This window comes from Hamadaea sp., from assembly GCF_013362815.1.
In the GTDB taxonomy this organism is placed as follows: domain Bacteria; phylum Actinomycetota; class Actinomycetes; order Mycobacteriales; family Micromonosporaceae; genus Hamadaea.
Genome location: NZ_JABFVK010000058.1, coordinates 63,040 through 83,210, shown reverse-complemented (window position 1 = coordinate 83,210; position 20,171 = coordinate 63,040). Strand labels below are relative to the sequence as shown.

19 protein-coding genes are annotated in these 20,171 nt (G+C 69.9%); 11 read left to right on the top strand and 8 right to left on the bottom strand.

Features of this window, described 5'->3' with window-relative positions; all coding sequences use genetic code 11:
- The first annotated feature begins 22 nt into the window (after window positions 1–22).
- Both HOV77_RS25275 and HOV77_RS25270 read left to right on the top strand, forming a co-directional pair.
- Window positions 23–1,105: a hypothetical protein gene (locus tag HOV77_RS25275; protein WP_290865796.1), complete on the top strand. Its 1,083-nt coding sequence runs from the start codon at window positions 23–25 to the stop codon at window positions 1,103–1,105.
- A gap of 11 nt (window positions 1,106–1,116) precedes the next feature.
- Window positions 1,117–1,974, top strand: a complete 858-nt coding sequence (locus HOV77_RS25270) for a geranyl diphosphate 2-C-methyltransferase (RefSeq protein WP_290865794.1) — start codon at window positions 1,117–1,119, stop codon at window positions 1,972–1,974.
- Between the two features lie 82 nt (window positions 1,975–2,056).
- Here HOV77_RS25270 and HOV77_RS25265 read toward each other — a convergent pair whose 3' ends face one another.
- The gene (locus HOV77_RS25265; RefSeq protein WP_290865792.1) at window positions 2,057–2,680 is read right to left on the bottom strand and encodes a DUF998 domain-containing protein; all 624 of its coding nucleotides are present in this window, start codon (window positions 2,678–2,680) and stop codon (window positions 2,057–2,059) included.
- Between the two features lie 52 nt (window positions 2,681–2,732).
- Between HOV77_RS25265 and HOV77_RS25260 the strand changes: the two genes are divergently transcribed.
- The gene (locus HOV77_RS25260; RefSeq protein WP_290865790.1) at window positions 2,733–3,761 is read left to right on the top strand and encodes a cation diffusion facilitator family transporter; all 1,029 of its coding nucleotides are present in this window, start codon (window positions 2,733–2,735) and stop codon (window positions 3,759–3,761) included.
- 71 nt (window positions 3,762–3,832) lie between these two features.
- Here the strand turns inward: HOV77_RS25260 and HOV77_RS25255 are convergent, their stop codons facing one another.
- From HOV77_RS25255 to HOV77_RS25240, 4 genes are all read right to left on the bottom strand, one after another.
- Window positions 3,833–7,867, bottom strand: coding sequence for an AAA domain-containing protein (locus tag HOV77_RS25255; RefSeq protein ID WP_290865788.1), 4,035 nt, complete (start codon window positions 7,865–7,867; stop codon window positions 3,833–3,835).
- A gap of 35 nt (window positions 7,868–7,902) precedes the next feature.
- Window positions 7,903–9,801, bottom strand: coding sequence for a hypothetical protein (locus HOV77_RS25250; RefSeq protein ID WP_290865786.1), 1,899 nt, complete (start codon window positions 9,799–9,801; stop codon window positions 7,903–7,905).
- Entirely contained in the window at window positions 9,794–10,663 is an 870-nt protein-coding gene (locus HOV77_RS25245) for a hypothetical protein (protein WP_290865784.1), read from the bottom strand. The genes HOV77_RS25250 and HOV77_RS25245 overlap by 8 nt, the downstream gene beginning before the upstream one ends.
- 212 nt (window positions 10,664–10,875) lie before the next feature.
- Complete coding sequence (locus HOV77_RS25240; RefSeq protein WP_290865782.1) at window positions 10,876–11,754, bottom strand: LysR substrate-binding domain-containing protein; 879 nt, start codon at window positions 11,752–11,754, stop codon at window positions 10,876–10,878.
- A gap of 114 nt (window positions 11,755–11,868) precedes the next feature.
- On the opposite strand from HOV77_RS25240, the gene HOV77_RS25235 reads away from it, so the two are divergent.
- On the top strand, window positions 11,869–12,321 hold the full coding sequence (locus HOV77_RS25235; protein WP_290865780.1) for a redoxin domain-containing protein: 453 nt from the start codon (window positions 11,869–11,871) through the stop codon (window positions 12,319–12,321).
- 27 nt (window positions 12,322–12,348) lie between these two features.
- Here the strand turns inward: HOV77_RS25235 and HOV77_RS25230 are convergent, their stop codons facing one another.
- A complete protein-coding gene (locus HOV77_RS25230) occupies window positions 12,349–12,759 on the bottom strand; it encodes a RidA family protein (RefSeq protein WP_290865778.1) in 411 nt (136 codons plus the stop codon).
- A 47-nt stretch (window positions 12,760–12,806) separates the two neighbouring features.
- On the opposite strand from HOV77_RS25230, the gene arfB reads away from it, so the two are divergent.
- Both arfB and HOV77_RS25220 read left to right on the top strand, forming a co-directional pair.
- The gene (arfB, locus tag HOV77_RS25225) at window positions 12,807–13,232 is read left to right on the top strand and encodes an alternative ribosome rescue aminoacyl-tRNA hydrolase ArfB (RefSeq protein ID WP_290865776.1); all 426 of its coding nucleotides are present in this window, start codon (window positions 12,807–12,809) and stop codon (window positions 13,230–13,232) included.
- A 166-nt stretch (window positions 13,233–13,398) separates the two neighbouring features.
- Complete coding sequence (locus HOV77_RS25220; protein WP_290865774.1) at window positions 13,399–13,899, top strand: hypothetical protein; 501 nt, start codon at window positions 13,399–13,401, stop codon at window positions 13,897–13,899.
- 70 nt (window positions 13,900–13,969) lie between these two features.
- Here the strand turns inward: HOV77_RS25220 and HOV77_RS25215 are convergent, their stop codons facing one another.
- Window positions 13,970–14,518: a sigma-70 family RNA polymerase sigma factor gene (locus HOV77_RS25215; protein WP_290865772.1), complete on the bottom strand. Its 549-nt coding sequence runs from the start codon at window positions 14,516–14,518 to the stop codon at window positions 13,970–13,972.
- 56 nt (window positions 14,519–14,574) lie between these two features.
- Window positions 14,575–15,744, bottom strand: a complete 1,170-nt coding sequence (locus HOV77_RS25210; RefSeq protein WP_290865770.1) for a branched-chain amino acid ABC transporter substrate-binding protein — start codon at window positions 15,742–15,744, stop codon at window positions 14,575–14,577.
- Between the two features lie 121 nt (window positions 15,745–15,865).
- Here HOV77_RS25210 and HOV77_RS25205 point away from each other — a divergent pair, with 121 nt between their 5' ends.
- The 5 genes from HOV77_RS25205 (at window position 15,866) to HOV77_RS25185 (ending at window position 20,133) form a co-directional block, all read left to right on the top strand.
- Window positions 15,866–16,528: a response regulator transcription factor gene (locus HOV77_RS25205; protein ID WP_290865814.1), complete on the top strand. Its 663-nt coding sequence runs from the start codon at window positions 15,866–15,868 to the stop codon at window positions 16,526–16,528.
- Window positions 16,521–17,780, top strand: coding sequence for a HAMP domain-containing sensor histidine kinase (locus HOV77_RS25200; RefSeq protein WP_290865768.1), 1,260 nt, complete (start codon window positions 16,521–16,523; stop codon window positions 17,778–17,780). Before HOV77_RS25205 ends, HOV77_RS25200 begins: the two co-directional genes overlap by 8 nt.
- Window positions 17,781–17,874: 94 nt before the next feature.
- Window positions 17,875–18,261, top strand: coding sequence for a hypothetical protein (locus HOV77_RS25195; protein WP_290865766.1), 387 nt, complete (start codon window positions 17,875–17,877; stop codon window positions 18,259–18,261).
- A gap of 139 nt (window positions 18,262–18,400) precedes the next feature.
- Window positions 18,401–19,282 carry an ABC transporter ATP-binding protein gene (locus HOV77_RS25190; protein WP_290865811.1) on the top strand — a complete coding sequence of 294 codons (882 nt, stop codon included), beginning with the start codon at window positions 18,401–18,403 and terminating at the stop codon, window positions 19,280–19,282.
- Window positions 19,283–19,293: 11 nt separating this feature from the next.
- The gene (locus HOV77_RS25185; protein WP_290865809.1) at window positions 19,294–20,133 is read left to right on the top strand and encodes an ABC transporter permease; all 840 of its coding nucleotides are present in this window, start codon (window positions 19,294–19,296) and stop codon (window positions 20,131–20,133) included.
- Window positions 20,134–20,171 lie beyond the last annotated feature (38 nt).

Here is a 20,171-nt window from a genome sequence, read left to right as displayed (position 1 = left end):
CCCCGACCTCTCGGAGTCAGTCATGACGCATTGGTCAGCACCGGTCCCGGCCGGGCTGGGCACCTCCGCCTTCCGCGCGCTGCTCGGCACCGAATCCGCCGGTCCCATCGAGTCGCCGTCGCGGGCCACCGATCCGTTCCCGGGCCTGCACTGCCCCGAACCGATCCGGATCGACGAGGCGCTGGGCGAACGGGTCAACAATCGGATCCTCGCCTGGGCGGAAGCGCTCGGCTTCCCGCCGTCGGTGATGACCATGCTCCAGGTCGCCAACTTCGGCCGGTTCGCGATGCTCGCCCATCCCGACAGCGACGACGAGGATCGGCTGTTCGCGACCGCGTCGTGGACGGCGGCGCTGACCGTGATGGACGACTACTACTGCGACGACGAGGCGCTCGGCGCAGAACCGGCCCAACTCGGTTCCCGGCTCACACTGGCCTTGGCGGCGATCGACCGCGGCCGGCTCGCCGGCGGCTACCAGGCTCAGCTGGACGCCGCCATCGCCGCCGACCCGATCCTCGCAGCGCTTCGATCCAGTGTGGACGAACTCAGCCGGTTCGGCACCGCCGCCCAGCTCGGCCGGGCCATCCTCGAGAACGACCACTTCTTCATCGGCACGACCGGCGAGATGAGCTGGCGGGTCACGGGCACGATGCCGCCGGTGTGGCGATATCTGGCCGCTCGTCAGGTCAACAGCTTCCTTCCCTGCATCACCACGACCGATCTGGTCACCGGGTATCAGCTGCCGCCCGACCTGTACTTCGAACCCCGGGTCCGGCGCGCCACCAAGCTGCTCGGCCTGACGACGGTCATCGTCAACGACCTGTACTCGATGGCCAAGGAGAGCGCCCAGGACACCCCCGACGGCGGCCTGCCGCTCGTCGTCTCGGCCGAACACGGCTGCAGCCTGGACGAAGCCGCCGCGCTCAGCGTCGACATCCACAACGAGGTGATGGCCGCCTTCGACGAGGCGTGCCAGGAGCTGACGGCCATCCCCTCGATCGAGCTCCACCTCTTTCTGGCCGGAATCCGCAATTGGGCGGCCGGCAGCCGGGAATGGCACCGCAGCAGCGTCCGGTTCCGTGACGCCGACCACCGCACTGAGTGAGGAGTACCGCGATGGCCCCCAGCAGCATCCAAGACCTGGCGCTGAGCGACTATCAGAAGGAGGTGGCCGCCTACTGGCGGGTGCATACCACCGACCCGGTCAACGAAGAACTCGGCAAGGTCGACGGCCTTTACCACCACCACTACGGCATCGGCACGCCCGATCCGGCGGTGGCCCGGGCCCCGTGGGCGATCCGGGACCAGCAGATCATCAACGAACTGCATCGGCTGGAGACCGCACAGGCCGACCTCCTCCTCGACCAGCTGGAGCCGATCGCGCCGGGCGACCGGCTCTTCGACGGCGGCTGCGGCCGGGGCGGCACCAGCATCATGGCGCACGCCCGGTTCGGCTGCCAGGTCGACGGGATGACCATCTCCGAGGTGCAGGCCGACTTCGCCAACCAGCAGGCCGCCGAGCGCGGGATCGACGGCCACGTGCGGTTCCACTTGCACGACATGCTGCATACGGGATTCGACGACGGAGTCATGCGGGCAGTGTGGACGAACGAGACGACGATGTACGTCGACGTGTTCGACCTCTATCGAGAGTTCGCCCGGATCCTGCGGCCGGGCGGCCGGTACGTCAACATCACCGGCTGCTACAACGACGTCCTGGGCGAGAAGTCCGCCGCCGTACGCACCATCGACAGCCACTATCTGTGCAACGTGCACGCCCGCAGCACGTACTTCAAGGCCCTCGCCGCCAACGGGCTGGTACCGGTGAAGGTCGTCGACCTGACTCCGCTCACCATCCCCTACTGGGAACTGCGGATGCAATCCTCCGTACGCAGCGGCATCGAAGAGCCTTTCCTTTCCTCCTATCGGGACGGTTCCTTCCAGTACCTGATGATCGTCTCCGACCGGATCTGACCGTCTCTTTTTGGGCGGGGCCGCGGTGTGTGGGGTCGCGTTATCCGGGATAACGCGGCCTCGCACACCGTTCGAGGGGACGTCATCCCGGATAACGCGAGCGCACGCCCCCCAAAGAGCGCCCGCCTCCCAAAGAGCGCCCGCCTCCCAAAGAGCGCCCGCGAGCAAGAGCGAGCGCAACCCCAACAAGCCAGACAACGCAGGCAACGAGCCCAAGCCGCTCAAGTACGCCGGTCCAGGCGCCCCGTCCGGTAGCCAGCATCCCGACAGCGGTCCCGGCGAGCAGTGGCCAGCTGACGAAGACCGCCACCCGGGAGAACCGTCCCGGGGCGGCCAGCATCGCCAGCGCGCACAGCCCGACACCGAGCACACTCGCAGTGGCATGGACGAGATCTTGAGCCGTCGTCGTCTCGTACGGCGGCAGCGGGCAGCCCGGCGTACAAGTGACTGCACCGGACACCGTGATCATCGGCACCGCGACGGCCAGCGGCAGGGTGAGGATCGACCGGGCCGCGCAGGCGAGCAGCGCAGCGGTGAGCGCCAAGCCGTAGATGCCGAGCCGATACGTGAGCGCGTGCGCCTCCCCCGGTACGCCGGAAGCGCTGACGTAGCCGGTGAGCGGGGCGGACGCGACTGCCCGGACGAGCAGCAGTCCGCTGATCGTCCCGAGCACGGCGGCCGTGGCGGCCACGGCACGCGATGGCATGTGGTGACCTTAACCGAGGCAACAGTACACGCGATGATGTACCGTTGATCGAGTGACGAACCGGCACGATCACCCGCATGACCAGGGCCACGCCCGAGCCCACGACCACGGCGTCTCCGTCGACGCCGACCGTCGCTGGCTGACCATCGCCCTGGCGCTGATCGGCGGCTTCATGGCGGTCGAGGTGGTCATCGGCGTCATCGCCCAGTCGCTCGCGTTGATCTCCGACGCCGCGCACATGCTGACCGACGCGGTGTCGATCGTGCTCGCCCTGATCGCGATCCGGCTCGCCGCCCGCCCGGCCAAGGGCCATTACACCTACGGCCTCAAGCGCGCCGAGATCCTCTCCGCTCAGGCCAACGGCCTCACCCTGCTGCTTCTCGCCGCGTGGCTGGCGTACGAGGCGATCCGGCGGCTGATCAACCCGCCCGAGGTGCACGGCTGGCTCGTGGTCGTCACCGCGCTGGCCGGGGTCGCGATCAACGTCGCGGCCTCCTGGGCCATCAGCCGGGCCAACCGGTCCAGCCTCAACGTCGAGGGCGCCTTCCAGCATATTCTCAACGACTTGTACGCCTTCGTCGCGACCGCGATCGCCGGTCTCGTCATGGTGTTCACGGGGTTCGACCGGGCCGACGCCATCGCCTCCCTCATCGTGGTGGCCCTGATGCTGAAGGCGGGCGTCAGCCTGCTCCGCGACTCGGGCCGTATCCTGCTCGAAGCCGCGCCCGCCGGTATGCATCCGGACCAGATCGGCGACCTGCTCGCCCAGCAGAACGGCGTCGACGAGGTGCACGACCTGCACGTCTGGACGATCACCTCCGGTCAGCCCGCGCTGTCGGCCCACGTGCTCGTCGACCGCGAGCTCGACTGCCACCAGGTACGCCTAGACCTCGAAGCACTCCTGCGCGACCAGTACGAGCTGACGCATACGACGTTGCAGGTCGACCATGTGAAGGATCCGCTGCTGCAGATCGAGCCGCGGACTGACCGCACTTCTGGCGGCTCGGCCGAGAGCCTCCCCGGCGCTCACTGCGACGACGCGCACGGCCCCGCGCACACCCGCACCGACCATCCCCACTGAATGTGGATCACCCGCACCGCACGGCCAAGAGCACGGGCCGGTGGACACCGGGAACACGGGCAACGAGAGAGTCAGGCGCGGGCGGTGGCGATCGCCCGAGTCAGCGCCTCGACGATGCGCGGCCCGCGCCGGGTGAAGCCCAACCGGACCATCGCCTCGTTGAGCACGTCGTCCTCCGTACGCAGCCGCCCGTCGCTCTCGATCCACCGGACGAGCTCCACCAGCGTGGATTCCGGATACTCCGCGATCGGCAGGCCCGGCGTCAGCGTAGGCGGTTCGCCCTCCCGGGTCGGTGCGGCAGCGGGCTGGACGAGCGGGGCGAGCGAGGGATCCTCGATGCCCGCGAGCGCGTCCCGGTACGCCTCGACGGCGCGGGCGATTTCGGCGTCGCGCCGGTGGAACCAGTCGGTCGACCAGATCCGGTGGAAGCGCCAGCCCAGCCGTTCCAGGTGGTCCGAGCGCAGCCGGTCGCGATCGCGGGCGGTCGGCGACGAGTGGTAGGTCGCGCCGTCGGCCTCGATGGCCAGCACCATGCGGCTCGGGTCGTCGGGGTGGGTGGCGGCGAAGTCGATGCGGTGGCCGCCGACGCCGTACTGGGCGACCAGGGGGAGGCCGGCTTCGGTCAGCCGGGCCAGGACGTCGGCCTCGAACGGATTCGCCGGTACGCCGCCCGTCACCCCCGGCGCCGCGCCGATGCTTTCGGCGTACTGGAGATAGGCGCGCAGCAGCCGGGCCCCGTCGGAGCGCAGCCGCTGGGGGTCGAGGTCGTGCGCGGAGAACGAGGAGACGACCGTCATGCGGCGTTTCGCGCGGGTGATCGCGACGTTGAGCCGCCGCTGGCCGCCCTGCATGTTCAGCGGGCCGAACCGGTAGAGCATGCGCCCGTCCGGGCCGGGTGCGTACCCGACGGAGAGGATGACGGCGTCGCGCTCGTCGCCCTGGACTCGTTCGATGTTCTTGATGAAGAAGGGCTCGGCGCCCTTCTCCGTGAAGAACCGGTGCAGGTGCGAGCGGGTGGCCAACGCGCGCCGCAGCGCGAGGTCGATGCGGTCGGCGTGCTTGATGCCCATCGTGATGACGCCGAGGGACTCCTCGGGCCGGGTCTCGAAGTGCTCCAGGATCAGCTCGACGACCCGGCTCACCTCGGCCGACGCGCTCTCCGAAGCGGCCTCGGCCGGCTTGCCACTGTGGACTGGCGGCACCAGGATGTGGCGCAGCGCCGGTCCGGCGACGCCGCCGGGGAAGGTCACCAGCTCGTTGCCGTGCGGGCCGTAGATCTGCGCGTTGGAGAAGGCGATCAGGCGCTCGTCCCGGCTGCGGTAGTGCCACGCGAGGTGGGTCACCTGCGGTAGGGGCAGCACGGAGGAGAACGCCTGCAGCAACGACTCCACGTCGTCGGTGTACGCCTCTTCGTCCTCATCGGACAGTTCGGTTTCACTGTCCACTTTGTCGAAGAAGGCGGTCGGCGGCAGCTGATGTTCATCGCCGGCGACGACGAGTTGCCGGCCGCGCATGACGGCGGTGATGCCGTCGACGGGCAGCACTTGGCTCGCCTCATCGAAGATGACCACGTCGAACAGCCGCTGCGCGGGCAGCACCTGGCTGACGAGCAGCGGGCTCATCGCCCAGCACGGCTTGATCGCGAGCAGGGCGTGCGGAGCCTTCTCGAACAGATGCCGGATCGGCAGGTGGCGCGCCTTCTTGACGGCTTCGCGACGAACGAGGTCCTGCTCGTCCTTGTGCCCGTCGAGGACCGCCACCAGATGCGCCGCCGCCGCTCGGCGTACGCGGGCCGGCGTGGTCTTGATGTGCTCGGCGTCGGCCGCCTGGAACTGCTCGGCCGCGGCGTGCAGCTGATCGCCGTCGAACCCCCGCAGGCGCGGATCGCCGGCCCGGATGTGGTCCAGGACGCTGGTCAGCCAGGCGAAGTCGAACGCTCGCATCGCCAGTTCCGGCCCGGCCTGCCGGGCGGTGAGCTCGTCGAGCAGCCGGTCGGCGCGCCACTGGCGCAGCTCCGCGGCCAATCCGTTGCGGCGCACCGCGCGGTCGAGGCCGTGCGAGTCGGCGGCGAGCGCGTCGGCCTGCCAATGCAGCTGATCCAGCGGCGTCTCGGGCCGCATCACCGGCACCGCGGCCACATCGCGCGCCGTTTCGTCCAAGGCGGACAGTCCAGCTTGGGTCACTGTGGAGCCGCGCGGCGCCCGTCCATCCACACTCGACTCTCGCCAGCGCCGGCTCACCTCGATGACGTCGGCCATCGCCCGATGCAGCTCGCCCTTCGAGGGCTTGCCACGCAGCCAGAGGGCACTCGCGGCCTTGCGGGCGGCCCGCCGCTGCGACCAGCTCAAGTTCACATTATGGGTACGCCGGAAGGCGCGGTCGCCGCTCGCGGCCCACCACGTGTCGACCGGGCTGGAGAACACCTCGGGACGGAGCCGGGACAGCACCGATTCGGCGTCGGCGACGGTGCCCAGCATCGCCCGGGAATCGTCCAACGTGGACGGCGGACGAAGACCGCACTCGGCGGCCGCCTGAGCGACCAGCCGCCGCAGTTCGGGCAGCCGTCGTTGGGCCAATTCGGTGACCGCGTGCATCGCCGCCCGGGCCTGCGTCGGATCGGTCGTTTCGATCGCATCCCAGGCTCCGGTCCGCAACGCCGGGTCGAACAACCCCAACCGGGCCGCTTCACCGACGCCGTCGCGCAGCCGGTCGGCTTGTTGCCGGTCCAAGGCCAGCAACCCTTCGGCGTACCATCTGGCGGGCGTGATCGCCTCCGGACCGAGACCGAGCAGACGAGCCTGGGCGTCGAAGACCGAGAGGTCCCACGGAGCATGCCGCCGGTGCATCGCAGTGTTGTGCGCGACCATCTGCTCGCGCCGCGCGACGAGCGTGGCGCCCAGGTCGGCGAGCTGGGGCTGGTGTTCCTCGGTGAGCCGCAGCAGCCGCGCGTGCAACGATTCGGCAAGCTCCCGGCGGCTGGTCGTCCCGCCGTGCAGGTTCTGCACGAGGTCCTCGAGGCCGACGGCGCGCAGGCGGTCCACGACGGCGTCGATCGCGGCCCGTTTCTCGGCGACGAACAACGCGGTCTGACCACGCGCGGCGAGCGTGGCGATGAGGTTGGCGATGGTCTGCGACTTGCCGGTGCCCGGCGGGCCCTTCACGACGAGGTGCTGACCAGCCACGACGGCATTGATGGCCCGACTCTGCGACGAGTCGGCGTCGAGGACGAGGAACTCGTCGCGCAGCGGCATCGTGTCCGGCGCGGTGACCTCCACTCGCTCGCCACCGGCCAGGTCCCGGGCGGCCGAGGTGTCACCGGCGAGCGCGGCCACTACGTCGCTCACGGCGAGCAGCCCGGCCGACTGCTGGATGTCTTGCACCATCGGCAGTTTCTCGTAGACGAAGGTGCCGACGACCCGGTCGGGCGTGACCGCGAACCCCGGTACGCGCAGCGCCAGCTTGGCCAGCGCTTCGAGGGCCTGCTCAGCCTCCTGCTCCGCCGACGCGCCCTCCGCCCCGAGCAGGACCTCCTCCGCCGAGACGTGTACGCCGAAGTCGTGCCCGAGCCGGTGCAGCAGGACCGGGTTGACCTCGGCCTCGCCGGTCACGCGGAGGGTGAAGTCGGCCTCGATCGCCGAGGTCGCGGTGACCCGCAGCGGATGCAGCAGCACCGGCGAACGGGGCGCGCGGTCGGCCTCCCGCCAGGTCGCCATGCCGACGGCGAGGTATCCGGCGTCGAGCCCCCGCTCTTCCGACAGTTCCCGCATCTTCGTGCGGATCGTGCGTACGCGACGCATGGCATCGGTGCGCGCCTCGGGTTCCCGGAACAGCTCCCCGATCGTCTTCGGCTGCCCGCCGAGCAGCGCGGTCACCGCCAGCGGATCGGCCTGAGCCAGATTGAGCGTGCCCGACTTGAGATCGCGATAGTAGATCAGGCGGTTCGCGCCCGACATGTCGATCAGCGAATCCGCCCAGCGACGCGCGGTCAGCCGGATGCGCCGGGCACGCGGCGACTCCCCCGGCTGATCGGTCGAGGTCAGCGGGTCGAGCGGGTCGAGCGGCGCGTCCGGCGGCACCTGTCGATTCTGCCACGCCTCGTCCAGCACGCTCGCGCTCTTACCCGTGAGTACGCGGCCGCGAATCACTCCGCCACGACGATGGCACCTTCCGCGCGCTCTTCGCCGGTCGCGACGGCGTCTCGGGGGCGGGGCGGGGCGGCGTCGAAGTCGATGCGCTCGACGCGTACCCGCAGGCGGCGGTAGGGCGTACCCGCGGCGAGCTCTTCGGTGCGGCAGGACGAACACAGCTTCGGTTTGGGCTGCTGCTCGATAGTCTGCCGCCGCGCGGCAACCTTCCCGCGAACCTTCTTGTACGCCTTCCGCGCGAGTTCCACCACCTGCTCGGGCCCGCTCAGCTCGTGCTGCTGGATCTGCAGGTCGAGCTTGCTCAGGGCGGTGTCCCGGGAGACGAGGATCTTCTCCAGCCAGGCGGCGTTCTCCCGGGCGTGCTGCAGCAGGTCGTTCTGCCGCCACAGCACGTCGACGAGTGCCCGGTAGCCGGCGACGTCCGGCATCGGCCGCAGGTCGGCGGACAGCTCGCGGCGGGTGCGTACCGGATCGGGGTCGCCGTGCGCTGTGCGTACTGCGATTTCGAGGTCGAGGACGGCGTCCAGGTCGCCCGGCCCGGGAACGGCGTCGACGGTCGCCGCGAGCACCTCGGTCAGTTCGGCGGCGTCGAAGGTGAGCGGATAGGGATGCGGCCGGTTGCGGGTGATCAGGATCCCCGCGAAGCTCCACAACGCCCGATGCAGCGCCACCTTCAGCGGCACCGGCGTCAGGGGCTCCCAGCGGACCAGGTCCGGGCGCAGCTCGTCGCCGTCGTCGCACACGGTGGCGAAGGTGGCCAACGCGACCGGGCCAGTGAGCTCGCTGCCGTGGTTTCGCAGCCAGTCGGCGTACCGGCGCAGTTCGGCGCGCAGGCCCGGCAGGTCGGCCGCCGCACACAGCCGGAGGAGGCGCTCCTCCACCGTCGGGCCGGACGGGAGGCGTACCGGGGTCATCTCGCGCAGACCGCCGACCGTGCGGGGCTCTCCATGCACCTCGGACACTCCGGAGTCGATTGTGGACACGAGCTGGCCCGCCTCACTGCCGACCACCAGCTCATACTGCTTCGCCGTCGTATCACCCCGGCCCGCGATCACGAGCCACCCGGCCGCCAGCGTCTGTTCGGCGGCGGCGTACGCCATCCGCGTGACGAGGTCCCGGGGGTCGTCGAGCACCTCCCGGCCCCGGTACGCCTCCGCGAAGGCGTGGGTCAGCAGCGGCCGCAGACCGTCGCGTACGCCGGACGCGGGATCGTCGAGAACCGGGCGACCCACCAGCACGTGCGGCCGTTTCGGGGTCGGGAAGACGGCGTACCCGGCGTGGGTTTGCAACCCGTGATCGCCGAGCGCCGCAGTGAGCGCGCCGAACGATGCGGGCAGCCGCGGCTCGTACGCCTCCGGCAGGTACCAGGCCTCGTCGGCGGTGTACTCGCGACCCGGCGCGAGTTCGATCATGCGGTGTGCACCTAGCGCGTTCTCGTGCAACAGCACCAGTACGCCGTCCGCCGCCACCAGCGACGACAGCAGCGCGACCAGATCCCGGCCGGTGTCGTCGTCCTCGGCCGAGGTCAGCCGGCCGAAGCCGTCGAGCGCGATGACGAGGTCGAACGGCCCGGCCGGATCCTCCAACGATCCGCAAAGGACGTCGACACCGGGCAGGTCGTGCGTGAGCCGGCCGGCGTCGTCGACCGACCGGATGAGCCAGCTGACGACCGCCCCCGCCGCCTGGGCGGACCGGACCAGGTCGGCGTCGTGCGGCCCGGCGAACAGCACCCGGCGACCGGCGACCACGTGTTCATCCACGATCGTCGTGAGCGCAGCGCTCGCCGCGATCGACGCCGGGTCGCGCCAGTCGGTCCACGACCACATGCCGTTGCCCCGTTTGACGCCGGCGTCGGCAGCTGATGCAACCGTGAGTGCAGCAGTCGTCTCAGGCATGAACCGCTCCTTCAGTGGTACGCCTCGCGGCGTCGGCCCAGGTCTGCTGCCAGCCGAACAGCACCCGCAGTTCGGCCGGCCCGGCGAGGAGATCCGCGCCCAGCTCTTGCCGTGCGAGCTCTCGGCATACCTCCGCGTCGGTCTCGCGACCGTGCAGCGCCGCCCATTGCGACGCGATCCGCGAATACCCGCCGAAGGTGGCGTCGGCGTTCTCCAGCACCATCGGATCGCCGTAGACGGCTGCTTCGCATCCGGCGAGCAAGCCGTACCAGATCGCGCTGGTGAGCCGGTTCGACGCCACTCGGCGATGCCGGCGCAGCTCGGTCAGCTGGCGTACGAGGAATTCCCGGTCCTGGCCGCGCCACCAGAAGCCGCGCCGGCCGTGGCACACGACCCGGAACCCGGCGTCGGCGTAGACGGCTTGGATCTCCGGCTGCTGGTGCTCGTTCCAATACAGGCAGACCGTGACCGGCCCGGACTCGGTCTCGGCGATCTCCCGGGCGAGCCGGCGGTGATCGCCGAGGATCTGCTGGCCCTCCCAGCCGTGGAACGGATAGAAGATCGTGCCCTCGCGCTCTCCTGCAGCCGGTTCGGGCGGGCACACCTCGAGCAGATACGCGAACGGCGCGCCGATGGCGACGACGTTCCGGCGACCCTGCGACCAGGCCCGGCGGCGAGTCCGCTCGGACCACACGAACAACGGGCTGCCGTGCACGAACGGCACGCCCGGGGCCAGCCCGTCGCCGATGTTCCAGCCATGCTGAAGGTAGCCGTCGAGGCGTTGAGGATGATCGGGGTCCGGCATCTCGCAATACCGAGCCAGCACGTACGTATGGCCATAAAACTGGTTGGCGTGGTGCATCTCGTCTTTGCGGTTCCCTAGAGCTGGTCAATTCGTCCCGCCGGGGCACAGCGCACTGCCGCCGACAGCGACGCGCTCCCAGGACTCTAAAACCGGCAGAACACTCTTTTGCGATGAAACGCCGAAAGCGTCCGCAGGTAGCGTGGGCATTCCTCAGTCGTAGTACGCCCGGCTCCGGGTTCCGCCAAGGCCACCTGGCCAGGACCTGAGCGTCAGCCCCTCGGGCCCACCGGCCCGCGCACGGCCGCGACGGCGCGAAGAAACGAGCGCACCAGCGGGTCGGTGGTCCCGCGAGTCCAGGCGACGACCAGGTCGCTCGGCGGCAGTCCTTCCACGGGTACGCAGATCAGGCCGTCGGGCAGGGTGTCCGCCAATGGCATCAAGCCGATCGCACCGTTCCACAGGACGGACTGAAGACATTCGCGCAGGGTGCGTACGACCGGGCCGGACGCGTCCACACCGGTGGCGGCGGCGTTCCAATAGTCGCGCCAGACCGCGTCGGTGTCGTCGGGCAGGCGGAACCGGCGACGGTTCGCGAGATCGTCCAATCGCAGGTACGCCCGCTGAGCGAGCGGATCGTCGGCGCGAACCACGACTCCGATCGGATCGGTACGCAGAACGTGGGTGGCGATGCCGTCACCGACGTGGAACGGCGTACGCGTCAACGCGACGTCGACGAGGCCGGTCTTCAGCCCGCAGGAGGGGTCGGTGAGATCGGCCTCTCGCATCCGGACGTTCACCTCCGGGTGGGCCGCCCGAAACTCCGTGACCAGGTGTGGGCCGATCTGCTCGGCACTGTCGGCCAGCATCCCGATGGTCAGCATCGCGGTGCCGGCCGCGGCGGCGACGCGTATCGGGATGCGGTCGGCTTGTTCCAGCAGCGCCTGGGCCTCGGCGTACAGCGCCTCCCCGGCGGGCGTCAGGCTGACGCCGGTGGCGGACCGATGCAGCAGTCGATGTCCCAGCTCCGCCTCGAGCTGCTGAATGGATCGGCTCAGCGGCGGCTGGGCCATGTGCAACCGTTCGGCCGCCCGGCCGAAGTGCCGCTCCTCGGCCACCACGACGAAGTAGCGCAGCCGACGCAGGTCCATACGCGGCAACGATACCTTCGGGGTATCGGGCCGACCGAAGCGGTCTTGGACACCTGGCCGCCACCCCGGGTGGACTGGTGGCAGCTCATTCATCCCTACCGCAGGAGCCACCCGATGCTGCCCGAAATCGGCCTTCCCTTCCCCGCCCTGTCGATCGTCGATCAGGACGGGCTCCGGACGGATCTCGACCAGATCCGAGCCGGCCGCCCCGCCGTCGTGTTCTTCATGCGGGCGCACAACTGCATGATCTGCTTGCGCCACGTGCGGGCCCTCGCGGAGTCGGCCGACGCCCTCGACGAGCACAAGACGGTCCCGATCGTGGTCGTGCCCGGCTCGGCCGCCGACGCGGGTCGCGTACGCCGAAGGGCCGGCGGTCTGCCAGTGGTGTCCTCGGTGGGTGATGCCGCCCATCGTGCCGCCGGTCTGGAGAAGCGCCTGTTGATGCAGCACAGCGGCACTTTCCTCGTCGACGCCGACGGTCTGCTGCGGTACGCCCGCACCGGTGCGCTGCCGACGGCCAGCTTCGACCGCGGCGAGCTGCTGGCCGCCCTCGCCCAGCTGCCCTGAGCTGAGATTCCTGAGCCGAGACCGGGCTCAGTCGGGCAAGGCCACGACGGCTTCCACCTCGACCAGGAACTCCGGCCGGAACAACGCCGCGACCTGCACCAGCGAGCTGGCCGGATTCGGCCGGTCGCCCAGTGACGGCCGGATCATCCGGTCCCGGACGTCCCGGATGACCTGCACCTGGGAGGCGTCGACGAGGAACCAGGTCAGCTTGACGACGTCGGGCCAGTCCGCGCCCAGCGTCGCGAGCACTCGGTGCAGGTTGGCCAGGGATTGCTCGGTCTGCGCCGCGAGATCCCCGGGCCCGACGAGCTGACCGGCGGCGTCCAGCGCGATCTGACCGGAGACGAAGGCCAGCCGCCCGGTCGTGGTGACGGCATGCGCGAACCCGAAGCCCGGCGAGTTGCCCGGCACCTCGGTAAGACGGTCGATGATCGGCATGATCGACAGCGTAGCGCTCCGACCGGCGGGAATGAGATGCTGTGATCATGGCCGGTACGCTGTTCGTCCAGCCCGGCGTCGAGATCCCCGAGGCCGAGCTGAGCTGGCGCTTCTCCCGATCGGGCGGGCCGGGCGGGCAGGGCGTGAACACCGCCGACTCCCGCGTCGAGCTGTCCTGGGATCTGGCCGCCACCGAGGCGCTTACGGAATCGCTGAAGACGCGGGCGCTGCAGCGCCTCGCCGGCCGCCTCGTCGACGGCGTACTGACTGTCGCGGCCTCGGAACATCGGGCGCAACTGCGAAACCGCGCAGCGGCGCAGACTCGGCTGGCGGCGTTGATCCGCGATGCCATCGCTCCCCCGCCGAAGGCGCGGCGGGCCACCCGGCCGACCAAGGGCTCGGTAGAACGCCGGATCGCCGCGAAGAAGCGCCGCTCGGACCTCAAGCAGCATCGCCGCGGCGAGGCCGACTAGCAACCCGGTCCACCCGATCTCATAACGGTCACGCCGCGACAAGCGGCGTGACGATTTTGTGGGTGTCGAGGGGATAGCAATATCGACACGCGTCGTGATACGAATTCGTCCACGTGGCCGCGTATCAGATTTTCATCCCATCGATTCGCATCGTGAAGGAGTCACCATGCTCCGGGTCCTCCACCGCGCCGTCACCCTGCTCGGCGCGCTCGCCACGGCCACCGTCCTGTCCCTCGCACTCGCCGAACCCGCGCACGCCGCGACGTTCCTCACCCACAGCCAGGCCGCTTCGCAGCTCCGGGCGGCCGGGATCACCTGGTCCTCCAGCGGCAACTGTTCCGATCGATACACTTCCACATGCACGTCGTTCGAACAGATCAGACAGTCGACGATCAGCGGTGTGATCACGCTGCACAACTACACCGGATGCGCGGTCAACATCACCGCCGGGACCGAGGTCGGGCACGCCTCCGGCACGTACAGCCACTGGAACGGCTACAAGGTCGACATCAGCAAGTACAGCTGCATCAGCAACTACATCACGTCGACCTACACGTACGTCGGGTATATCTCCGGCTGGGGTTACCAGTACCGCGCCCCGTCCGGGAATCTCTACACCGACGAGGGCAACCACTGGGACATCCTTTACTACACCTGCGGTTGCTGAGCCGTTCCGGAAGGAAGCGGAAAGCGCGGGACCCGGCCGCTCGGCGGAAGCAGTGCCGGGCCCCGCGCGCCTACCGCCCGACCGGCGAGGGCCGGGCCGGCGTACCCACCGTGGTGCGGTCCTCCAGCACCTGGCGCAGCTTTCGCAGCGCGTGGTGGGCGCGCGACTTCACCGTCCCGAGCGGAATCCCCAACGCCCGGGCCGTCTCCACGGCAGTGAATCCGCGCAGGTAGAGATGCACGATGACGGCCCGGTGGTCGCGGCTGAGTTCCCGCACCGCCGCCCGTACCGCCATCGCGGTGATCATCTCTTCGGTCTCGTCGACGACGTCGACCGGCTCCCAGCCGGAGTCGACGCCGACCTCGGCGGGCCGGGCCGACTGCGCCCGCCGGGCGTCGATGACGAGATTGCGCGCCACCCGGAACAGCCAGCCCCGGGCCAATCCCCGCGCCAGGTCCAGCTGTCCGGCGTTGCGCCAGGCCCGCAGCAGCGTCTCCTGCGCGAGGTCCTCGGCCTTGCCTCGGTCGCCGCCGAGCTGGCCGGCGAGGTAGCCGATCAGGACTGCCGCGTGCGCGTCGTACAGGTCGTCGAGGATGCTGGCCGCCCGTGTCTCCTCCATGCCCGAATCCTGCGCCGATCGGGATGAGGATTCCATGAAGTGACACGCGTGATTGTCTAGGGGTCTTCCTGGACGAGCTGATCAGCGACGATCCGCCCGTCGACCACCCGGTACGCCCAGATGGCGACCGACGAGCTGGCGATCTCACCGCGGTCGTCGAATTTGAAGGACTTGGTGACGCCGGTCCCGACATAGGAGTCCACATAGGCCAGTAGGGACGGCCGGGTGTGGTTGCCCGCGTTGATGCCGGCCAGCAGGATGTTGGCCGCGTCGTACGCCTCGGCGGCGTACGTGCCGGGTTCCCGGTGGTACTTCGCCCGGAACTCCGCGAGGAAGTCCCCCTTGATCCGGTCCAGCGGCACACAGGGGCAGGTGAAGATCGCCCCCTCGGCGGCGTCCACCCCCGCTCCTTCGACCAGTCCCGGATCCTTCACTCCGTCGGCGGCCACGAAAGCCGCGCGTACGCCGGACTGGCGCAACTGTTTCAGCAACGGACCCGCCTCGGCGTAGTAGCCGCCGTAGAACACGGCATCGGCTTGGCTCGCGGCGATGTCGGCCACCTCCCGGCCGAAGTCGGTCTGCTTCACCCGGACCGACAGACTCTTCACGATCACGCCGGCGAGCACTCGGCGTACCTCGTCGGAGAGCCCCTTCCCATACGCCGAGGCGTCGTCGATGACGATCACCCGGCGCGAGTTCAGCACCCGCTTGATGTACCGCGCGGCGGCCGGGCCCTGCTCGGCGTCGCTGCCGATCGCGCGGTGGAACACCTTCCAGCCCTGTTCGGCCAGGGCCGGCCGGGTGGCGGTGGCCGTGATCGCGGTGACGCCGTACTGGTCGAGAACGGGGACGGCCGCCTCCGCCTCGCCGGAGAACTGCGGCCCGACGACCCCGAGGATGCGGGGATCGTCGGCCACCCGCTGGGCCACGTCGGGCGCGAGTTTCTCGTCGCCCTGCGAGTCGAAATCGGACAGCTCCACCGGGCAAGCGGTGTTCACTGCGTTGTACTGGTCGACTGCGAGGCGTACGCCGTCATGGGGGTGGCGGCCGAGGTTGGCGTTGCCGCCCGACAGCGCGCCGAAGAAGGCGATCTTGTAACCGCAGCCGCCCGCGTCCTCGACCAGCCGCGACGGGGCCTGCGTACACCCACCGGCGCTCAGCACCGCCGCCGAAAGCACTGCCGCCGCCACCACCGCCGCCACGGCCCGCCGCCGCGCTGCACCCATCGATCCTCCAGCCCGCCAGCCCGCCGTACGAGCGACGCCTCACCGCGTACGCGGTCAAGAATGCACCAAAGTGGAATACGGATCTGGCACAGCCGGGGTTCTGTCGGAATACTTCTGGCTCATGCGCGTACTCGTCGTCGAGGATGACCGGGACCTGCGCGAGGCGGCGGTGGCCGCCCTGCGGGCCGGCGGGCTCGCCGTCGACCACGCCGGTGACTGGCCGCAGGCGGACCTCGCGCTCAGCGTCAACGCATACGACTGTGTGGTGCTGGACCGGATGCTGCCCGACGGCGACTCCGCCCGCCATCTGCACCGGCTGCGAGACCGCGGCATCCGGGTTCCGGCGCTGATGCTGACCGCCCTGAGCGAGATCGACGAACGCGTACGCGGCTTCGAGGCGGGCGCCGACGACTACCTCGCGAAGCCGTTCGCCGCCGCCGAACTGGTGATGCGGGTACGCGCGCTGTGCCGCCGCAGCACGGCCATGCTGCCGCCGGTGCTCCGGGTGTCCGATCTGGAGCTCGACTGCGCCCGGCACGAGGTACGCCGAGCGGGCGTGCTGCAGCTGCTCACCCCCAAGGAGTTCGCGGTCCTGGAGCAGCTGATGAGCCGCGCGCCCGCCGCAGTCACCCGGGCCGACCTGCGGGAGCACTGCTGGGACGAGCTCGCCGATCCTTTGTCCAATGTGGTGGACGTGGTCATCACGCAGTTGCGCCGGAAGCTCGGCCCGCCGACGCTGATCCACACTGTGCGCGGCACCGGTTATCGGATCGGCGATGAATAACGGCCGCCATCGGCTGACCACCGCCGACCGGTTGCGGGGGCTGCGCGTACGCCTCATCGCCGTCTTCACCGCGATCACGCTCACCGGGGTCACGGGGATGGCGTTCGCGGGTATTCAGGTGGACGGCCACCAGCGCGAACAGGCGCTGCTGGCGGATCTGCGCATCACGAGCAGCGCGGTGCTCTCGCTGATCTACCGGGAGGCCGGCACGCTGCGGCTGACCGGCGTCGCCGACGCCATCGGCGATCGGGCGACCGGCGTCTACGTCTTCGAACGCCGGGGTGACGCGCTCGGCCCGGCGCTGGCCCGACCCGGCCGGACGCAGCTCGTGCCGTTGCGCCGCCTCGAACCGGCCGCCTGGGCGAGCATCTCGGGCAACCAGAGCGTGGTGGCCAAGGCGACCGCTACCGACGGCACCACGCAGCAGTTGCTCGCGGTGGCCTTCGCCGTCGAGAGCGCGGGCCGGCCCGCCGGATCGGTCGTGGTCACCATCGACGCCCAGGACTCCGAGGCCGCCCACACCCGGCTCGCCTTGACGCTGATCGGCGGCGGCATCGGCTTCGTGCTGCTGGCCAGCGCCGGGGCGTACCTGCTCGCCCGGCGCAGCACCCGGATCGCCGGAGCCGCCCTCGACCAGCAGGAGCGCTTCCTCGCCGACGCCGCCCACGAGCTGCGTACTCCCCTCACGACCATCCGCGTCGCCGCCGAGGCCGCGCTCGTCGACACCGACCATCAGCCGGGGGCGTTACGCAAGGTCATCCGCTCGGCCGAGCGCATGACGAACTCGGTCGAGACACTGCTCACCCGGGCCCGCATGATCGCGGGCACGCGCGAGCTCCGGTCAGAGCGGTTCCGCCTGGACCAACTGGTCGCCGAGGTGGTCGAGGACACGGCGGCGGCCGCGCGGTCGGTCGATCTCGATCTCGAGACCGTGGTCTGCGACGGCGACCCGGCCATCTTGCGCATGGCGGTGCGCAATCTGGTCGAGAATGCGGTACGCCACGGCGCCGTCGCCGGACACGGCGCAGATCTGCTGGTACGCGTACGCGCCGGGGAAGTCGTCATCCGCGATCACGGGCCCGGACTGAGTCCCAGAGCGCCCGCGTTCGACCGGTTCACCAGCACCGCCCCCGGCAGTTCCGGGCTCGGCCTGAGCATCGCCGACTGGGCGGTACGCCTCCACCGCGGCCGGTTGTCGGTGGCGACCGACCCGGGTGGCGGCGCGGTCGCCCGGATCGACCTGCCGGCCTGAATCCGCAGTGATCGGCAGTGACCCGGTGGAGTCCCGGGTCCGTATTCGTGGACGAGTCCACTGCCGTCCATCCCGACCGGAGGCATGATCGGCCATGCACCCCACGAATGTGGCGCCCCGCGTACTGATCGCCGAACGCAATCGGCGGCTACTCGTCACGTTGCGCCGGATTCTGCGCAACGCCGGCTACGAGACCATCTCCACGACGAGCCCGACGCAGCTCCGCAGCATGCTGTCGACCCAGCCGGACGTCCTCGTCGCCGAGGCCGATCTGCTGCCCGGCCAGGAGGCGGCGATCCAGCGACTGCTGCCGAAGTCCTCCATGACCATCGTCATCGCCCCGATGCCGGACGCCGCCGACGCCGTGACGGAGCGGCTGTCCGGCGCGGTCACGATGCTCCGGCCGCTGAGCCTGGCCGGGCTCATGGCGACGATCGAGGAACACGTCCAGCAGCAGCGAGACGAACCCGCGGTCGTCTGACCGCGTATCAGGCGTCGTCTACCCGATAACAGTCTTGCGCTCGGAAGTAGCATAAGTGCTATCTTCGGTCGCAGACATCAGATGGGGAGGCGGAGCTGTGACTGACTCGCAGTACGCCCTGGAGGTCACCGATCTCCGGATGCGCTACGGGACGACCGACGTCCTGCGGGGGGTGACCTTCACGGCCAGCCCCGGCGAAGTCGTCGCCCTGCTCGGCCCGAACGGCGCCGGCAAGACGACGACGATCGAGATCCTCGAGGGCTTCCGGATGCGCTCGGCGGGCGACGTCCGGGTCCTCGGCGTCGACCCGGCCCGCGGCAGCGAGGACTGGCGCGCCCGGCTCGGCATCGTCCTGCAGAGCTGGCGGGATCACGGCAAATGGCGGGTGGGGGAACTCCTCGCACATCTTCGGATGTACTACACGGCGTACGCGTCGAAGGAACGTCCGGTGTGGGACACCGACGAGCTGATCGCGACCGTGGGCCTGACCGAGCATGCCGCGAAGCGGGTGTCGCAGCTGTCCGGCGGGCAGCGCCGCCGCCTGGACGTGGCGATCGGCATCGTGGGGCGGCCCGAGTTGCTGTTCCTGGACGAGCCGACGGCCGGCTTCGACCCACACGCGCGGCGCGAGTTCCACGAGCTCGTGCACCGGCTGTCCGACATCGATCAGACCACGATCCTGCTGACGACGCACGACCTCGACGAGGCCGAGAAGCTCGCCGACCGCATTCTGATCCTGGCCGGCGGCACCATCATCGCCGACGGCTCGGCCGACGAGCTGGCCCGCCGGATTCCGAGCGCGGCCGAGGTGCGGTGGAGCGTCGACGGCGAGCGGTTCGTCCACTCCGCCGAGGACGCCACCGAGTTCGTGCACAAGCTCCTGGACCAGCACGGTTCGGCCGTCACCCACCTCGAAGTACGCCGCGCCAGCCTCGAAGACACCTACATGGCCTTGGTGGTGGCGCACGAGTCGGGGCAGACCACGTCCCTCCCCTCCGCCTTCGAGAAGGTGCCCGCGTGAACAACACCTTGATGAGCGCCGTCCGGGCGGGCGTGGCCCGCGGACAGCGCGAGCTGAAGCACACCTTCACCAATCCGCAGGACCTGTGGACCTACTTCTTCCCCGCGCTGGCGCTGCTGATCACGATGTTCTTCATGCGGGGCGCGACCGTTCCGGGGACCAGCTTCTCCCTGGGCTCGCGTACGCTCCCCAGCGCGCTCGGGATGGGCATCGCATTCGGTGGCCTGGTGACGATCGCGGCGTCATTGACGATCGAGCGTGAGGACGGCACCCTGCTCCGGGCCAAGGCAGTGCCCAACGGGATGCTCGGCTACCTGATCGGCAAGATCGTCACGGTCACCGGGATCACCTTGCTGAGCCTGGCGATCCAGCTCATTCCGGCGACGTTCCTGCTCGACGGGCTGTCGCTGTCGGGCTGGCACACCTGGTTCACCCTGATCTGGGTCGTCCTGCTGGGTCTCGTGGCGACGATGCCGATCGGCGCGATCTTCGGTTCCATGCTGTCGAACCCGCAGAACATGGGCCTGATCATGCTGCCCATCATGGGATTGATCGCGACCTCCGGGATCTTCTACCCCATCACCAACTTCCCGACGTGGTTGCAGTGGGTCGCGCAAGTCTTCCCGATCTACTGGCTCGGCCTCGGGATGCGGTCGGCGCTGCTGCCGGACAGCATGGCGGCGGTGGAGTTCGGGGGTTCGTGGCGGCACCTGGAGACGGTCGGGGTCCTCGGCGCCTGGGCGGCGTTCGGGCTGATCGTCGCGCCGATCGTGCTGCGCCGGATGGCACGCCGCGAGTCCGGCTCGGCCGTCGAGGCCCGCCGGACCCGGGCGATGCAGCGAGTCCGCTGAAGGGCGGGGGAAGTGTGACCGGCACCGACAAGGCGAGC

What these genes read in the sequence shown, in the direction of transcription:
- HOV77_RS25230 (WP_290865778.1), bottom strand. Translation starts at nt 12,759, where the DNA reads ATGCCGATCATCGACCGTCTTACCGAGGTGCCGGGCAACTCGCCGGGC.
- HOV77_RS25215 (WP_290865772.1), bottom strand. Translation starts at nt 14,518, where the DNA reads ATGGAGGAGACACGGGCGGCCAGCATCCTCGACGACCTGTACGACGCG.
- HOV77_RS25275 (WP_290865796.1), top strand. Translation starts at nt 23, where the DNA reads ATGACGCATTGGTCAGCACCGGTCCCGGCCGGGCTGGGCACCTCCGCC.
- HOV77_RS25235 (WP_290865780.1), top strand. Translation starts at nt 11,869, where the DNA reads ATGCTGCCCGAAATCGGCCTTCCCTTCCCCGCCCTGTCGATCGTCGAT.
- HOV77_RS25190 (WP_290865811.1), top strand. Translation starts at nt 18,401, where the DNA reads ATGCGCTACGGGACGACCGACGTCCTGCGGGGGGTGACCTTCACGGCC.
- arfB (WP_290865776.1), top strand. Translation starts at nt 12,807, where the DNA reads ATGGCCGGTACGCTGTTCGTCCAGCCCGGCGTCGAGATCCCCGAGGCC.
- HOV77_RS25220 (WP_290865774.1), top strand. Translation starts at nt 13,399, where the DNA reads ATGCTCCGGGTCCTCCACCGCGCCGTCACCCTGCTCGGCGCGCTCGCC.
- HOV77_RS25195 (WP_290865766.1), top strand. Translation starts at nt 17,875, where the DNA reads ATGCACCCCACGAATGTGGCGCCCCGCGTACTGATCGCCGAACGCAAT.
- HOV77_RS25245 (WP_290865784.1), bottom strand. Translation starts at nt 10,663, where the DNA reads ATGCACCACGCCAACCAGTTTTATGGCCATACGTACGTGCTGGCTCGG.
- HOV77_RS25210 (WP_290865770.1), bottom strand. Translation starts at nt 15,744, where the DNA reads ATGGGTGCAGCGCGGCGGCGGGCCGTGGCGGCGGTGGTGGCGGCGGCA.
- HOV77_RS25250 (WP_290865786.1), bottom strand. Translation starts at nt 9,801, where the DNA reads ATGCCTGAGACGACTGCTGCACTCACGGTTGCATCAGCTGCCGACGCC.
- HOV77_RS25240 (WP_290865782.1), bottom strand. Translation starts at nt 11,754, where the DNA reads ATGGACCTGCGTCGGCTGCGCTACTTCGTCGTGGTGGCCGAGGAGCGG.
- HOV77_RS25265 (WP_290865792.1), bottom strand. Translation starts at nt 2,680, where the DNA reads ATGCCATCGCGTGCCGTGGCCGCCACGGCCGCCGTGCTCGGGACGATC.
- HOV77_RS25205 (WP_290865814.1), top strand. Translation starts at nt 15,866, where the DNA reads ATGCGCGTACTCGTCGTCGAGGATGACCGGGACCTGCGCGAGGCGGCG.
- HOV77_RS25185 (WP_290865809.1), top strand. Translation starts at nt 19,294, where the DNA reads ATGAGCGCCGTCCGGGCGGGCGTGGCCCGCGGACAGCGCGAGCTGAAG.
- HOV77_RS25200 (WP_290865768.1), top strand. Translation starts at nt 16,521, where the DNA reads ATGAATAACGGCCGCCATCGGCTGACCACCGCCGACCGGTTGCGGGGG.
- HOV77_RS25270 (WP_290865794.1), top strand. Translation starts at nt 1,117, where the DNA reads ATGGCCCCCAGCAGCATCCAAGACCTGGCGCTGAGCGACTATCAGAAG.